14 protein-coding genes are annotated in these 14,697 nt (G+C 64.6%); 7 read left to right on the top strand and 7 right to left on the bottom strand.

Translation table 11 applies throughout. The features are described from left to right. Positions 1-6: 6 nt before the first annotated feature. Together XH96_RS28990 and XH96_RS28985 are read right to left on the bottom strand one after the other, a co-directional pair. Positions 7-468, bottom strand: coding sequence for an NUDIX domain-containing protein (locus XH96_RS28990; protein WP_194388992.1), 462 nt, complete (start codon positions 466-468; stop codon positions 7-9). 67 nt (positions 469-535) lie between these two features. Further along, positions 536-1,498, bottom strand: coding sequence for a lytic transglycosylase domain-containing protein (locus XH96_RS28985; RefSeq protein WP_194388990.1), 963 nt, complete (start codon positions 1,496-1,498; stop codon positions 536-538). Between the two features lie 183 nt (positions 1,499-1,681). On the opposite strand from XH96_RS28985, the gene XH96_RS28980 reads away from it, so the two are divergent. Further along, positions 1,682-2,713, top strand: coding sequence for a L,D-transpeptidase family protein (locus XH96_RS28980; RefSeq protein WP_194394305.1), 1,032 nt, complete (start codon positions 1,682-1,684; stop codon positions 2,711-2,713). Here the strand turns inward: XH96_RS28980 and XH96_RS28975 are convergent. The 3 genes from XH96_RS28975 to XH96_RS28965 all read right to left on the bottom strand — a co-directional run bounded on the left by XH96_RS28975 (position 2,710) and on the right by XH96_RS28965 (position 5,261). Continuing rightward, a complete protein-coding gene (locus XH96_RS28975) occupies positions 2,710-2,985 on the bottom strand; it encodes a hypothetical protein (RefSeq protein ID WP_194388988.1) in 276 nt (91 codons plus the stop codon). The two genes, XH96_RS28980 and XH96_RS28975, sit on opposite strands and share 4 nt — an antisense overlap. A gap of 78 nt (positions 2,986-3,063) precedes the next feature. Next, the gene (locus XH96_RS28970; protein ID WP_194388986.1) at positions 3,064-3,921 is read right to left on the bottom strand and encodes a VOC family protein; all 858 of its coding nucleotides are present in this window, start codon (positions 3,919-3,921) and stop codon (positions 3,064-3,066) included. 149 nt (positions 3,922-4,070) lie between these two features. Next, entirely contained in the window at positions 4,071-5,261 is a 1,191-nt protein-coding gene (locus XH96_RS28965) for a urate hydroxylase PuuD (protein ID WP_194394304.1), read from the bottom strand. A gap of 227 nt (positions 5,262-5,488) precedes the next feature. Here XH96_RS28965 and XH96_RS28960 point away from each other — a divergent pair, with 227 nt between their 5' ends. Then, the gene (locus XH96_RS28960) at positions 5,489-6,826 is read left to right on the top strand and encodes a sorbosone dehydrogenase family protein (protein ID WP_194388985.1); all 1,338 of its coding nucleotides are present in this window, start codon (positions 5,489-5,491) and stop codon (positions 6,824-6,826) included. A 45-nt stretch (positions 6,827-6,871) separates the two neighbouring features. Here XH96_RS28960 and XH96_RS28955 read toward each other — a convergent pair whose 3' ends face one another. Next, the gene (locus tag XH96_RS28955) at positions 6,872-7,672 is read right to left on the bottom strand and encodes an SDR family NAD(P)-dependent oxidoreductase (protein ID WP_194388983.1); all 801 of its coding nucleotides are present in this window, start codon (positions 7,670-7,672) and stop codon (positions 6,872-6,874) included. A 257-nt stretch (positions 7,673-7,929) separates the two neighbouring features. Between XH96_RS28955 and XH96_RS28950 the strand changes: the two genes are divergently transcribed. Genes XH96_RS28950 through cyoD form a run of 4 tightly spaced genes read left to right on the top strand, consistent with a single transcriptional unit; the run spans position 7,930 to position 11,777 of the window. Then, on the top strand, positions 7,930-8,763 hold the full coding sequence (locus XH96_RS28950) for a cytochrome ubiquinol oxidase subunit II (protein WP_194388981.1): 834 nt from the start codon (positions 7,930-7,932) through the stop codon (positions 8,761-8,763). Beyond that, the gene (cyoB, locus tag XH96_RS28945) at positions 8,753-10,753 is read left to right on the top strand and encodes a cytochrome o ubiquinol oxidase subunit I (RefSeq protein WP_194394303.1); all 2,001 of its coding nucleotides are present in this window, start codon (positions 8,753-8,755) and stop codon (positions 10,751-10,753) included. Before XH96_RS28950 ends, cyoB begins: the two co-directional genes overlap by 11 nt. Beyond that, the gene (locus tag XH96_RS28940) at positions 10,753-11,394 is read left to right on the top strand and encodes a cytochrome (ubi)quinol oxidase subunit III (RefSeq protein ID WP_194388979.1); all 642 of its coding nucleotides are present in this window, start codon (positions 10,753-10,755) and stop codon (positions 11,392-11,394) included. The genes cyoB and XH96_RS28940 overlap by 1 nt, the downstream gene beginning before the upstream one ends. Beyond that, entirely contained in the window at positions 11,391-11,777 is a 387-nt protein-coding gene (cyoD, locus tag XH96_RS28935) for a cytochrome o ubiquinol oxidase subunit IV (protein ID WP_194388977.1), read from the top strand. Before XH96_RS28940 ends, cyoD begins: the two co-directional genes overlap by 4 nt. Before the next feature lie 221 nt (positions 11,778-11,998). On the opposite strand, the gene XH96_RS28930 is transcribed toward cyoD, so the two are convergent. Continuing rightward, positions 11,999-12,787, bottom strand: a complete 789-nt coding sequence (locus XH96_RS28930; protein ID WP_194388975.1) for a thermonuclease family protein — start codon at positions 12,785-12,787, stop codon at positions 11,999-12,001. Positions 12,788-12,988: 201 nt separating this feature from the next. Here XH96_RS28930 and XH96_RS28925 point away from each other — a divergent pair, with 201 nt between their 5' ends. Further along, positions 12,989-14,587 carry a GMC family oxidoreductase gene (locus XH96_RS28925; protein WP_194388974.1) on the top strand — a complete coding sequence of 533 codons (1,599 nt, stop codon included), beginning with the start codon at positions 12,989-12,991 and terminating at the stop codon, positions 14,585-14,587. Positions 14,588-14,697 lie beyond the last annotated feature (110 nt).

The following is a 14,697-nucleotide window of genomic DNA, read 5'->3' as shown; positions in this document are numbered from 1 at the left end:
GCGCGGCTATTCCTCACTCGCCAACTGCGCCAGCCGGTCAAGCAGCGGACGTTGTCCTGCGTTGATCCTCTCCTGCGCCGCTTCGAGCGTGAACCATGCGGCGCGGTCGACCTCCGGGAACGTCTGCCGTTTGCCGCTGTGCGGCGGCCATTCCATCTCGAACGTGTTGCTGCGAATGCTGGCCGTGTCGATGTCGAGCTCGGCCGCGAACGCGGTCACAGCCTTTCCGCCGCGTTGCTTGACCTGACCCAGCGCGATCAGCGGCACCGTCACCTCGAGGCCAAGCTCCTCGGCAAACTCCCGTCGCGCGGCGGCTTCCGCGTCTTCTCCATCCGCGTACTCGCCCTTCGGAATCGACCACGCACCGAGATCCTTGTTGCGCCAGAACGGGCCCCCGGGATGAACGAGGAGAACTTCGATCTCTTCGCGCTTCCGATAGGCGATGATCCCGGCACTCTTTGTTGGCATCTCAGGTTCCGTGCAGCAGCGGTCCGGCTCTCCGGAAAAGGGGAGTCGCATATTCCAGCAGCGAACACTAGCCAGACGGACGTTCGCGCGATGCGACGCGAACGGCGCGCGCCTTTGCGCTCTTTCCGGCAGCGCGTGCCGCGATCCGGCTGCGTGCCTTGCCGTGGGCCGTGGCATTCTTCCGCTGCAGGGTCGCGAGCCGCTCGCGCGAGCGGCTCGTCGCCAAGCGGGTGGCGACCTGCTCGGCCTTGAGAATGATGCTCGCGACCGAAGGAGTCAGGTTGACCGCAACCCAGGCGACGTCCTTGGCCTTGGAGAGGCTGCCGATGCCTTCGCACGGTGCTTCGTGCGGCAGGTCGATGCGGATCGCCAGCGCCTCCGACCGTTCGATCCAGTCTTCGGCTTTGGTGCCGGTGATGATCCGGACATAGTCGCGCGTCTCGCGCGGTAGCTCGCTCTCTCTGGCAAGCCATTTCTGGATGCGGCCGGGACCAGCATTGTACGCCGCCGCCGCAAGGCCGAGATTGCCGAAAACGTCACGAAGCTTGCGCAGGAACTTCGCCGACGCAGGCAGGGCCTTCATCGGATCGAAGGGATCGTCGAGCCCGACCTCGGCGGCCGTCTCCGGCATGAACTGCGCGACGCCCTGCGCGCCGGCATGGCTGACCTCGTCGGACTTGAAGCGACTCTCCTGCCAGATCAGGCGCGCGAAGAAGGGCACCGGAATGCCACTGGACTCGGCGGCTTCACGAAGCGCGTGGCAGAATTGTTCAGTTGGTGAGGCCGGCGCCTGCACCGCCGGCTCGACCGCGCGCGTTGGCTCGATCACGTCCTCATAGGCCGCGCGCGCGTTCGCGAGCTCGATGGCCTGCACGCTGGCGACGAAGAGGTCGACCATCGGAACAAGTGGCGAGGCATGATTGTTCTGAAGAAAGGTGGTGTGGAACGGTGGCGCTTGCCGGGATGCCGGCAGATCGAGGTCGCACATCAGAGTCAGAAATGCGGCGCAAGCCGCGACGACAGATCGCATTTGCGGAGACAACCTCGAACTGTGGGATGAACGGTTGGCGATGCGCCGGCGACAAGGAGTTCTTAACCGTCCGATTGCGGCAAAGCTGCGGTCTCGCCGGTTCCTTCGGTGTTACTACGGTGTTCCCGAAGAGAAACTCTCCGCGACCTGCTGGGCCGCTTGTGAGTAGGATGCGCGATGACGATGCGATCGATGCTTGGCGTGGTGATGTTGCTGTGGCTCATCGGCCCGGCGCTCGCAGGCAATCTCGATCCGGCTGCGGTGAATGAAGCTGCGCGTCCCGCGAAGCCGCCGGCCACCGACAAGCTCAATCCGGCGGTGGTGAAGCTCCAGGTCCTGCTCGATCGTGCGCAGTTCTCGCCCGGCGAGATTGACGGCAAGTTCGGCGAGAACGCGCAGAAGGCACTGAAGACATTCGCGGCGCAGAACGGTATCGCATCCGACAAGGCAATTGCGCCGGAGCTCTGGGACAAGCTGACGGCGGCGAGCGAGGGCCCGATCGTCGCCGACTACGAGATCGCCGACGCTGATGTCAGAGGGCCGTTCCTGAAGGAGTTGCCGAGCAAGCTCGACGATATGAAGTCGCTGAAGGCGCTGAGCTACACCAGCCCTCTCGAAGGACTTGCCGAGAAATTCCACATGAGCGCGGAACTGCTCAGGGCGCTCAACCCGGGCAAGGCCTTCGACAGGGTGGGAGAGACGATCGTTGTTGCGAACATTCCGGCACGCCGAGAGCTGCCGCGCATGGCCCGGCTCGAGGTCGACAAGAAGAGCGGAACGATGAAGGCGTTCGACGCAAGCGGCGCTCTGCTGGCGTTCTATCCGGCGTCAGTTGGCAGTCCGGATCGCCCGACGCCGACGGGGACGCTGAAGGTCACCGGCACACAAGAGAATCCGACCTATCGCTACAATCCCGACTACAAGTTCAAGAGCGTCAGATCCAAACGACCGTTCGACATCAGGCCGGGTCCGAACAATCCCGTGGGGGCGTACTGGATCGGCCTGTCCGCGCAGGGCTATGGCATCCACGGAACGGCAGAGCCCGACAAGGTCAGCAAGTCGGCGTCTCACGGCTGCGTCAGGCTGACCAATTGGGACGCTCGTGCGCTCGGCGAAAACGTCAGGCGCGGCACGCCCGTCGTCTTCCTGGATGCGCCGACGGAATCCTCTTCGAAGCAGCAGGACAGGCCCGCGGCGAAACGCGCCGCGAACTAGTCCTTGGGGAAATCCTTGCGCATCGCGATCTCGGCGGCATCGCCGGGCGACAGCACGGTCTGGTCGAAGGCCGGTTGCGGCGTCGTCATGATGTCGTAGAGCGAGATGCCCTTGATCGGCTTGCCCATGAGTTCGCGGACGCATTCGGCGAGCGTGCCGTCGTAGACGAGATAGGGCGGGCCCCGATCCTTCAGCCTCTCGCCCTTCAGCGACGGCCACTTCTTCAATTCGGCCGGTGCGTCATAGGCGATCGGCGATTCCTCTTTGAACATGCGTATGGTCCCGGCGACTTGGATTGCCGGGAGTCCTAGAGCCGCCGGGGTAAACACCCGTTAAAGAATTAGTTCAAATCAGCCGGCAACGAAGGCGAGCAGGGTGCCGTTGGCCTCGGCCGGCGGCACGCAGATCGCATCGCCGCTGCGGACGGCGGCTGAACCCAGCGCCTTCTCCGTCGCCGTCAGATCGCCGCTGACGAGCACCAGCGCCGCGCCGCCGCGCTCGGAGAGGCCGGTCAGCGGCACGCCGGGATAGCGCTTGCCGAGCTGGTCCAGCGTCAGATAGACGAAGTCGGCGCGATCGCCGCCGGAAGGTACGGTGACCGCGCCGTCCGCCTCAGTTTTCGGCGCGCGGTCGATGAGCCGCCCGAGATGCGCCGCCTCCTGCGCCGGCTCGGGTGTTGCGATCAGCGCCTGCTTGATCCGCCTCGCCGCATTGGCGTGCTGCATCAGTTCGGGAATCCACACGGTCTCGCGCGTCTTGTGCTGGCACGCGAAGATGCGCACGCCGCCGGGCGCTTCCGCGGTCGGCCACATGAAGGTGCGGAATTTCGCCGCCGAGACCGTGCCGCCAGGCAGCGTCACCGGCCGCTCGAAATCGGTCGGGCCGATCGGCGCCAGCCCCCGTGCGCGGATCTCCTCGGCGCCGGCGGCGGAATCGACCGCAGTGAACGCGATGCGCTCGATGCCCTCTCCCTGCTTGTCGAGGAACGCGCGCGCCGGCGCGTTCTGCTCGGTCGCGGCGAGCACGCCCAGCAGCTCCATGTAGTCGGGATCGAACATGATGGTGTAGTTGCCGGTGCCCATATGCGCGCTGTGGGTGCCGCGCGGCGACACCGTGAAGCCGAGCTGCCGATAGTTCTCGGCGGCCTTGTCGAGGTCCTTCACCATGACCACGGCGTGGTCGATACCGATGACGTTCTTGAGGGCCACTGTTCTTTCCCCGATTGCGAACTGATCTTGCGCCGCGCGCCGGCGGCCATGGTCCTGTCTACGCCGGTTAGGCGGTCAAGTCATTTTCATTTCAGCAGGGCAAGCGGAAATTCATTCCGCCGAATGGTCTGGCTGCGCAAGACGGCGCGTCAGCGCGCCTGCGCGATATAGGCCGCGAGAACGGCGCGCTCCTCCCTGGTCATCTCGGTGATGTTGCCCGGCGGCATCGCGTTCGACCAGGCCGCGACACGGCCGATCAGGCGGATGTTGCGATGGATGTGCTCGGGCGCGTCGAGCAGGATGCCTTTCGGGGCGGTCACGATGCCGGCCCAGACCGGCTCGACTGCGTGGCACATGCTGCAGCGGGTCATCACGATCTCCTCGACATTGGCGAGCGTCGGCTGCGCCGGCAGCGCGCCGGTCTTGACCTCGCGCGGACCGGCCGCGGAGAGGAACAAGATCGCGACCACGCCGACTGCCGCCACGCCCCACGCCCACCACGGCGATCTGCGCCCCGCGTGTCGCTCGTTGAAGAAGTGGCGGATCACCGGGCCGAGCGCCAGGATGATGGCGACGATGATCCAGTTGAAGCGCGTGGCGTAGAGCAGGGGATAGTGGTTGCTGATCATCAGCACGACGACGGGAAGCGTCAGATAATTGTTGTGGACCGAACGCTCCTTGCTGGCCTTGCCGAGCTTCGGATCGGGCGCCTCGCCCGCGATCAGGCTGGCCACGATCTTCTTCTGGTTCGGGATGATCAGCGCGAAGACGTTGGCGACCATGATGGTGCCGATGATCGCACCGATCTGGTTGAAGGCGCCGCGGCCGCTCAGCACGTGGGTGAAGGCGTAAGTCAGCGCGACCAGGAACAGATAGCCGCCGATGGCGAAGGGTAATTCGTGCTGCGCAAGTCCGGTGCGACAGGCGGCTTCATAAAGCAGCCACGCCAGCGCGAGGCTGCAGAAGCTGAACAGCCCGGCCTGGAATGGCGTGATGTCGAGAATCGCCTTGTCGACCAGGAACAGGTCGGCCTCGAGATAGTACACCACCACCATCAGCGCGAAGCCGGACAGCCAGGTGGTGTAGGCCTCCCATTTGAACCAGGTCAGCTCGTCCGGCATCCGGCTTGGGGCCACCAGATACTTCATGATCCGGTAGAAGCCGCCGCCATGGACCTGCCAGGCCTCGCCCTGCACGCCATCAGGTAGGTCGCTTCTAGGCCTGAGGCTGAGGTCGAGGGCGATGAAATAGAAGGAACTTCCGATCCAGGCGATCGCCGCCACGACGTGCAGCCAGCGCAGCAGCAGGCTCGCCCATTCCGATATGACGGATCCCCACATGATCTTCCCATCAGTCACGACGGCGATGTCGCAGCTTTCATGACCGCAACCGCACCCTTACAATGTGTCGCATCTATCTGCGGTGTTTTCCAGTACGGTGGGTGCACCGGATGCATACCCTGCGGGCATGAGCCGGCGTCGAATGCGGTGGGTGTTTGGCCTGCCGCAGAACGTTTGCGAATGAACGGCGTTGACGCCCGGTACGTACAGGTGGAGAGGAAGGCGACGTGAAGAACAGGATTTCGCTTGCGGCAATATCCGCGGGGCTGCTGGTCGCGGTTGCGGCCGGCGCGCAGGCCGAGCCGGTGTTGCAGGGCAATGACGCCTATGGCGACTGGCGGGCCGACAAGCCCGGCACGGTCAGGCTGATCCGGCCCCAGGATCTGGTCAGGCCCGGCGCCACGCGGTCGGTTGCGAGCTCGTCGCGCGTGGTGCCGCGTCCGCCGGAGGCTGCGCTCCAGGTGCCGGCCGGCTTCAAGATCGAGCTGTTCGCCGAAGGCCTGCGCGCGCCGCGCATCTTACGCGTGGCGCCGAATGGCGACGTCTTCGTCGCGGAGACACGGGCCGGTAACATCCGCGTGTTGCGCGCCGGGGAGGGCGGCAAGGTCGCGACCAACGAGGTGTTCGCCAGCGGACTGCGGCAGCCGTTCGGCATCGCCTTCTTTCCGAACGGCGACAATCCGCAATGGGTCTATATCGCCAACACCGACGGTGTCGTCCGCTTTCCCTATCAGGCCGGCGATCTCAAGGCGCGCGGCAAGGCGGAGACGATCGTGGCAAGCCTGCCGCATGACGGCGGCCATTCCACGCGTGACATCGCCTTCACGCTCGACAACAAGCGCATGCTGGTCTCGGTCGGTTCGCTCAGCAACGTCGCCGAAGGCATGGGCACGCCGCCGGGCGGATTGGAGGCGTGGTCGAAGGCGCAGCCGCTCGGCGCGGCCTGGGCGAGCGAGACCGAGCGCGCCACCGTGCTGGCCTTCAATCCTGACGGCAAGGAGCGGAAGATCTACGCCACCGGCCTCCGCAACTGCGTCGGCCTCGCAATCCAGCCGCAGACCGGTCTGCCCTGGTGCTCGACCAACGAGCGCGACGGCCTCGGCGACGATCTCGTCCCCGATTACGCCACCAGCGTGAAGGAAGGCGCGTTCTACGGCTGGCCCTGGTTCTACATCGGCGGCAATGAAGACCCGCGCCATGCCGGCGCGCGGCCGGATCTGAAGGACAAGGTAACGGTGCCCGACGTGCTGATCCAGCCGCACTCGGCCTCGCTCGGCATGACCTTCTATCAGGGCACGCAGTTTCCGTCCGAATACCAGGGCGACGCCTTCGCCGCTCAGCATGGCTCCTGGAACCGCTCCCAGCGCACCGGCTACAAGGTGATCCGCATCAAGATGAAGGACGGCAAGCCGACCGGGGAGTACGAGGATTTCGTCACGGGGTTCGTGGTGAGCGACTCGGAGGTGTGGGGAAGGCCAGTGGGAGTGGCGGTGGCGAAGGACGGGTCGCTGCTGATCTCAGAGGATGGCAACGGCACGATCTGGCGGGTGACGAGCATGCGCTGACTTCACCCTCCCCCTCCAGGGGAGGGTAAGAGCACCGCGCTCGCTTTACCCCCGTCGCACGCTCGAGCCACCATCCACCGGCAGTGTCACACCCGTAATGAAATTCGCCTCCTCGCTCGCCAAGAACAGCGCGGCGTTGGCGACGTCCCAGCCGGTGCCCATCTTCCTGCGCAGCGGCACCTTGCTGTCGCGTTCGGCTTCGACCTCGGCGCGGGTCTTGTGCCATTCGCGGGCGCGGGTGTCGACGGCCATCGGCGTGTTCATCAGGCCGGGCAGGATGACGTTGGCGCGGATGCCGTACTCGGCATTCTGATACGCCAGCTGCTCGGTGAAGGCGATCATCGCCGATTTCGTCGCCTTGTAGGCGACATAAGGATACGTTGTGATCGCGGCCATCGAGGAGATGTTGATGATCGCGCCGCCTCTCTGCGCGCGCATGATCGGGATCACTTCCTTCGCGGCGAGTATGCAGCTCTTCAGATTGATGGCGACGACGCGGTCGAACGCCTCCTCGGTCAGTTGCAGCAGCTCGGCGTCGCCGCCGGCGAGGCTGACGCCGACATTGTTGTGCAGCACGTCGATCCGGCCCCAGCGCGATTGCGCGTCGGCCACCATCGCCTTGATGTCGGCAGCCTTGGTCACGTCGGCCTTGAAGGCCGCGGCGGTGCCAAGTTTCGCGGCGATCATCGCCGCCGTTTCCTGCGCCGACTCAAGATGATGGTCGACGCACAAGACCTTCGCGCCTTCGCGCGCGAAGGTGAGCGCGGTGGCGCGGCCGTTGCCCATGCCTTCGCCGGGACTTTGCCCGGCCCCGACGACGATCGCGACCTTGTCCTTCAAGCGCATCTCGGTTCACTCCCCGGCACGGGCACCATTCGCCCCATTATTTTCGTGCAGATTAGCAATCGCCCCGACCGGAGAGAAGGGCGTGGCCCCTGCGTGCATGTCATTGACATCACATGGAATTGCATGTTGCGGCCGGCCTGTCGCGCATGACTGAGCCGTGCGGAGCAGGAACCGTTCTGAGGTCGCAGCGTTTGCTGCCGGAGCCTTTCCCGCGCTAGGCTCGGTCCCGGGGGCTCTCAACCGCCAGTGGCTTGCCGATGAATCTGCTCGATCCGCAAGGGCCCGTGGCCGCGGGCAACAGCACCATCCTGGTCGATTCCGTCTTCATCATGCTCGTGATCGTGGTGCCCACCATCATCGCGATCCTCGGCTTCGCTTTCTGGTTTCGCGCCTCGAATCCGAGAGCGCGCTACCAGCCTGGCTTCGTCTATTCCGGCCGCGTGGAAATGGTGGTGTGGTCGATCCCTGCACTCACGGTCATCCTGCTCGGCGGTGTCGCCTGGATCGGTTCGCACCAGCTCGATCCGGCCGCGCCCGTGCCGGGCACCGGAAGCCCGGTGCGGATCCAGGCCGTGTCGCTCGACTGGAAATGGCTGTTCATCTATCCGGACCAGCGCATCGCCACCGTCAACACGTTGACGGTGCCCGCGGGCGCCGAGCTGAATTTCCAGCTGACATCGTCGAGCGTGATGAACACGTTCTTCATCCCGCAGCTCGGCAGCATGATCTACACCATGAACGGCATGGTGACGAAGCTCAACCTGCGCGCCGACAATGAAGGCAAGCTCCAGGGCATGTCCGCGCATTTTTCCGGCGATGGATTCCCCGACATGATGTTCGACGTCAACGTGGTCTCGCCGCTCGCCTTTCCGGAATGGGTGGCGAATACCGCGAAGACGGACGCGGTGTTGAATGCGGACAGCTACAAGAAGCTGATGCAGCAGGGTGTCGAGAAGGGCCGACCTGTCTACCGCCTGGACGATCCGCGGCTGTTCGACCTGATCGCGAGCCAGCACATTCCGCCGGGGCCGGGGCCGGAGCTCGCATCCGAAGCAGGCCGGTCGCACAGTGGAGGGCATGATGCTCGGTAAGCTCGATTGGTCGGCCATTCCGCTTGATCAACCGATTCCGCTCGTCGCCGGCGCGGTGGTGCTGGTTGCAATCCTCGGCGTCCTGACATGGGTCGTGGTGAAGGGACATCTGCCCTATCTCTGGAGCGAATGGATCACCAGCGTCGATCACAAGCGCATCGGCGTGATGTACATCCTGCTCGCCTCGGTGATGCTGCTGCGCGGCGGCAGCGACGCCATCATGATGCGGATCCAGCAGGCCGTGGCCTATCAGTCGCAGGGCTATCTGCCGCCGGAGCACTACAACCAGATCTTCTCCGCGCACGGCACCATCATGATCTTCTTCGTGGCGATGCCATTCGTGATCGGGCTGATGAACCTCGTCGTGCCGCTCCAGCTTGGCGTGCGCGACGTCGCATTTCCGACGCTCAATTCGGTCGGCTTCTGGCTGACCGCGACCGGCGCGCTGCTGGTCAACGTCTCGCTCGTGGTCGGGGAGTTCGCGCGCACCGGCTGGCTCGCCTTTCCGCCGCTGTCGGGGCTGGTCTACTCGCCCGGTGTCGGCGTCGACTATTACGCCTGGTCGTTGCAGATCTCCGGCGTCGGGACGCTGGTCGCCGGCATCAATCTCGTCACGACCGTGCTGAAGCTGCGCACGAAGGGCATGAACTACCTGCGCATGCCGATGTTCTGCTGGACCACGCTTGCCTCGAACCTCCTCATCGTTGCGGCCTTCCCGATCCTCACCGCCACGCTCGCGATGCTGCTGCTCGACCGCTATCTCGGCTTCCACTTCTTCACCAACGAGGCCGGCGGCAACGTCATGATGTTCATGAACCTGATCTGGGCCTGGGGCCATCCCGAGGTCTACATCCTGGTGCTGCCAGCCTTCGGCATCTTCTCGGAGGTGGTGTCGACCTTCTCCGGCAAGGCGCTGTTCGGCTATCGCTCCATGGTGCTCGCGACCATGGCAATCTGCGTCGTCTCGTTCATGGTCTGGCTGCACCACTTCTTCACGATGGGGGCGGGGCCCGACGTCAATGCCATCTTCGGCATCGCCAGCATGATCATTGCGATACCGACCGGCGTGAAGATCTACAACTGGCTGTTCACGATGTATGGCGGCCGCATCCGTTTTGCGACGCCGATGTTGTGGTCGGTCGGCTTCATGGTCACCTTCATCATCGGCGGATTGACGGGCGTCCTCGTCGCGGTGCCGCCGGCCGACTTCATGCTCCACAACAGCATGTTCCTGGTCGCGCACTTCCACAACGTCATCATCGGTGGCGTGCTGTTCGGTGCCTTCGCCGGCCTGGAATACTGGTTTCCGAAGGCATTCGGTTTCCGCCTCGACGAGCGCTGGGGCAAGGCCGCATTCTGGTTCACCTTCATCGGCTTCTACGTCACCTTCATGCCGCTCTACATCGCCGGCATGCTCGGCATGACCCGTCGCTTGCAGCATTACGATGTCGCGGCCTGGCGGCCCTGGATGATCGTCGCGGCAGTCGGCGTGGCCGTGCTGACGATCGGCGTGATCTGCCAGATCGTGCAGCTCGTGGTCAGCATCCGCAATCGCGAGGCGTTGCGCGATCGCACCGGCGATCCCTGGGACGGGCGCTCGCTGGAATGGGCGACCTCGTCGCCGCCGCCGGTATTCAACTTCGCCTTCAATCCCGATGTGCGCGGCGAGGACGCCTATTGGGAGATGAAGGTCCACGCCCGGCAGCAGTCGCTCGCGCACGAACAGCCGGAATACCAGGACATCGAGATGCCCCGCAATTCGCCGACCGGCTTCGTCTGCGCGTTCTTCGCCACCATCATGGGCTTCGCGCTGATCTGGCACATCTGGTGGATGGTGATCCTGGGCGGCCTCGGCGCCTTCGCCACCTTCGTCGTGTTCGCCTGGCGCGACCATGACGAATACGTCATTCCTGCCGAGGAGGTCGCCCGCATCGACCGCAGCAACATCGAGGAACGGCGCAACCTCGTCAGCATGGCGGGAGCGGTCTGATGGCAATGACCACGACTGCCGACCACGCCCGGGCCGATCCCCATCACATCGGCGTCGTCATCGAGCATCCCGGGCCTGCGCCGAAGCGGATCGTGACCGCCTACGGCTTCTGGGTCTTCCTGCTCTCCGATATCGTGATGTTCTCCTGCTTCTTCGCGGCCTATGCGGTGCTGGTCGGCCAAACCGCCGGCGGCCCGAAGGGTGCGGAGATCTTCGATCAGAGGAGTGTCGCGATCGAGACGGTCTGCCTGCTGCTCTCGAGCTTCACCTGCGGCATGGCCAGCATCGCCGCCGATGTGCGCAACCGGTTCTGGTTTTATCTCGGCATGACCGTCACCTGCGTGCTGGGGCTCATATTCCTCGTGCTCGAATTCCGCGAATTTGCCGATCTCATTGCGCGCGGGTACGGTCCGTCGCGCAGTGCGTTCCTGACCGCGTTCTTCTCCCTGGTCGGCTGCCACGGCCTGCACGTCTCCGCCGGCGTGCTCTGGCTGCTCACCATGATGGCCCAGGTCTTTGCGAAAGGCTTTCGCGCCGACGTGCTGCGGCGAATGATGTGCTTTGCGCTGTTCTGGCACGCACTCGACATCATCTGGGTCGGGGTGTTCTCGGTCGTCTACCTGCTCGGAGGTGCGCCATGAGTGAGCAGACGCATGGGATGGTCAAGCACGACCTCGCACCGGGTGAGGAAGAGCAGCATAGTGTCGGCGCGAGGGTCGTCGGCTACGTGGTCGGCCTCGTGCTCGCGCTGTTGCTTACGGCGACCTCGTTCTTCATCGCCGGCACCGATCTGGTCTGGCAGCCCTCGATTCCGGTCGCGCTGATCGTGCTTGCGATCGCACAGATGGGTGTGCATCTCGTGTTTTTCCTGCACATCACCACGGGGCCCGACAACACCAACAACGTGCTGGCGCTCGCCTTCGGGCTGCTGGTCGTCTTCCTGGTGGTGGGCGGGACGGTCTGGATCATGGCGCATCTCAACGCGAACATGCCGCCGATGGACCAGATCATGCGGATGCAGTGATAGACCCGCACAGAAAAGAACGGCCGCTTGCTCGTGACAAGCGGCCAAGTCTAGGGAGGAAACGCCCGAGCAAGGACAATCGGGCCGGAGCCGGATTGTTGCCAAGGAAACGCTCGCGCAAGGCGCTCGCGTACGCATAGAAATGCAGCAACTGCCGACGAATTTCAATCCCGGATCAATACGTAGCCGGAATACTACTCACAGGTGCGGAACCCGCCCGTTCACTTTGGCCGGCGGCAATTATAGGCCTTGCGGAAGCCGGCGGCCTGGGCGTCGTCCTCCGAGCAGAACCAGCGGTCGGGTCTGGTGGTCGCGGGATAGCTCGGGCAGCCGCGCAAATGATAGATGCCGATATTGCCGGTGACGCGGGCGCGGACCGCAAGCTTGCCCTTGATGCTGCAGCTGGGTGGCATCGTCAGTTCCTCCGGGAACAGCACGGCGCGAATCTCCTTGTCGCGGTCGGGCCGGCAGGCGGCGCCCAGGAGTGTGCCGTCCTTCTTGCCGGCGCGAAAATCTTGCGGTGCAACAAAGCAGCCCTTCCAGATCCCGGCGTCGGCTGTCTTGGCTTCGGCCGCAGCGGGCTTGACGTTGGCCTTGATCGGCTCCCGGGCGACGGCAAAGCCGAGCCTGACCAGCTGTTCATTCAAGGTCGACTTGTCGCCCTCGGCCGTGCAGATCGCCCGGTGTCGCTTGCCGAAGCTCTTTTCCGGCCCGACATCGTCGCAGCGCACCACGCGTCCCTTGATCAGCTTCGTGAGCTGATCCCGGGCCTCGATGCCGCAGGTCCAGGCATCGGCGTGATCGTCGATGCAGACCTGGTCCAGCTCGGGCGCATCGACGCCGTCCAGCCGATACGTCACGTCGCCAAGCTGGATGGAGTTGCCGTCGCGGGCCGTCGCGGCGCCGGTCAGCGCCGAGGCAGGGGAGGAGGCGCCCAGAAATCCGGACAAGGCGAAGAACGAAATGAGCGCAAAAGCGCGGGCGCTGGCAAAGTAATTTCGGAAGGACATACGGTCTCGCTGTCGATGGGCTCGTGCGTCCCGTTCCTAGCATCGGGATGTGGCGATACCAATGGTCTGCACCCCGCGAAGCGCGACATTCCGGCCTCGCGGCTTTACTAGGCCGTCGCTCTGACCCTATCGTTCGCCGGCCTCGCCGAGCGCGAAAGGCCGAATCGCCCGGGAAGCGGCGAGGGGGAGGAAAAGCTTGCGATGAAAGACCCCGTGGACGTCCTGATCATCGGCGCCGGCGCTTCAGGCGCGGCGGTGGCGTGGTCGCTAGCCGAGACCAAGATGCACATCCTCTGCCTGGAGCAGGGCGGCTGGATGAACCCGGCGGAATATCCCAGCACCGGCCGGGATTGGGAGGCCAAATTCTACGGCGAATGGTCGTCGAGCCCCAACGTCCGCGGCCGGCCCGAGGACTACCCGATCAACGACGACAACTCCCCGATCAAGGTCGTCAACTACAATGCGGTCGGCGGCTCGACGGTGATGTACACCGCCCATTGGCCTCGGCTGCATCCCTCCGATTTCAAGGTGAAGACGCTGGACGGCGTGGCCGACGACTGGCCGATCGATTACGACGCGCTGACCCGGTTCTTCGAAGAGAACGACCGCATGATGGGGACATCCGGCCTGTCAGGCGATCCGCTCTCGCCGCTGACGCATCCGCCGATGCCGCAGCAGCCGCTCGGATTGTCCGGCGCCATCATCGGCAAGGCCATGAACAAGCTCGGCTGGCACTGGTGGCCGTCCGACACGACGGTCGCGACCATGGACTATGAGGGACGGGCGCGCTGCATCAATCTCGGCCATTGCACCCCGGCCTGCGCGCAGGGCGCAAAGTCGTCCACCGACATTACCTATTGGCCCCACGCCATCCGTGCCGGCGTCGAGCTGCGCACCCATTGCCGGGTGCGCGAGATCACCACCGACGAGAACGGCATGGCTTCGGGGGTGGTCTATTACGACAAGGACGGCGTCGAGCAGTTTCAGCCCGCACATGTCGTCATCATCGCCTGCAACGGCGTTGGCACGCCGCGCCTGCTTTTGAACTCGGCCTCGGGGCGCTTCCCCAACGGGCTTGCCAATTCGTCCGGCCTCGTCGGCAAGAACCTGATGTTCCATCCCTATGCTCAAATCTACGGATTTGTGAAGGAGCCGACCGATAGCAATCGCGCGCCGCCGACCTGCCTGTGGAGCAAGGAGTTTTACGACACTGACCTGTCGCGCGGCTTCGTGCGCGGCTACGGCATCCAGTTCGGCCGCGGCGCGGGGCCGGTGTTCGAGGCGGTCGCGAGCGAGCAAAAGGGCATTCTGCCATGGGGCGCCGACCATCATCGCGTATTCCGCAAGCTCAACGGTCATCGGCTCGCGGTGTCGGCAATCTGCGAGGATCTACCCGAGGAGCACAACCGCGTCACGCTCGATCCCGTGCTGAAGGACAGTCACGGCATCCCCGCGCCGAAGATCGACTATACGATCAGTGAGAACAGCCGGAAAATGATGGAGCACGGGCTGGCACGCGGCCGCGAGATTCTCGAGACCGCCGGCGCGACCGACATCTGCATCAACAATCCGATCCCCTGGGGCGGCTGGCATCTGCTCGGCACCGCGCGGATGGGCACCGACCCCGAGCGTTCCGTGGTCAACGAATGGGGCCGCGCGCACGACGTGAAGAACCTCTTCATCGTCGACGGCAGCATCTTCGTCACTTCGGGCGGCGTGAACCCGACGTCGACCATCCAGGCCCTCGCGCTCTACATCGCCGACCAGATGAAGCAGCGCCTTGCCAATTTGTTCGATTGAGGCACGTGATGGATGCGCCGAACCCGCTACGAACTCGCTGCACCTCTCCCGCTTGCGGGAGAGGTCGACGCGCTCTGAGAGCGCGCCGGGTGAGGGCTCCCTCCTCTGGG

Source organism: Bradyrhizobium sp. CCBAU 51765, assembly GCF_015291725.1.
Taxonomy (GTDB): Bacteria; Pseudomonadota; Alphaproteobacteria; order Rhizobiales; family Xanthobacteraceae; genus Bradyrhizobium; species Bradyrhizobium liaoningense.
This window is presented reverse-complemented; position numbering and strand designations above follow the sequence as displayed.